General features: G+C 47.9%; 1 protein-coding gene. It reads right to left on the bottom strand.

Features of this window, described 5'->3' with window-relative positions:
• Positions 1-539, bottom strand: a 539-nt coding sequence (locus R7R24_RS29885) for an LruC domain-containing protein (protein WP_318120611.1), incomplete at both ends; no start/stop codon positions are given.

Below are 539 nucleotides of genomic sequence, written 5' to 3'. Positions count from 1 at the left end.
AATTGGCATCATCAAACTGTTCGGTTGGCGCTTGATCCGGTAGGTGTACTTCCCATTTTCGGCCTGGCTGGAAGGTGATACCGTCACCGTGGTACGTATTTGGTGTTGCAAAGATAAATGGGTCGTAAGGCATGGCTTGTAAGCCAGAGCGGTCGGAGTCTTCCTTAAAATAAACCGTCAACGTAAAAGAGAAAGCAACGTTGTCATCACATCCTGATTGAGTTCGGAAGTAGGTACAATTGCTTTGCGTGTATTGGCTGAGATCATCGCTGATGATGAAAATGGCCTCTTCCGAGATAGTTTCCAATCCATTGCTTGCGTGTTGAACGCCGGTAAACGACAGGGTAGTTAAGCCATTCTCGATGCTTGCTTTTGCTATGCCCGGTAAACGAATAGCAAAGCCATTTTTGTATCCTGCACCGTAAGCGGCGAGGTCACCGGTGATTTGAATGTTCTCGACCACACCTTCCATACGCGTTTCTGTGATTCGGAACTGAATGACGACGTCGTTCATGTCGTAGTCTGCGGTGTATGGCCAG

Source organism: Vibrio sp. 704 (assembly GCF_033339295.1).
Note: the sequence above shows the minus strand (reverse complement) of the source record. Positions and strands in the feature narration are given on the sequence as shown.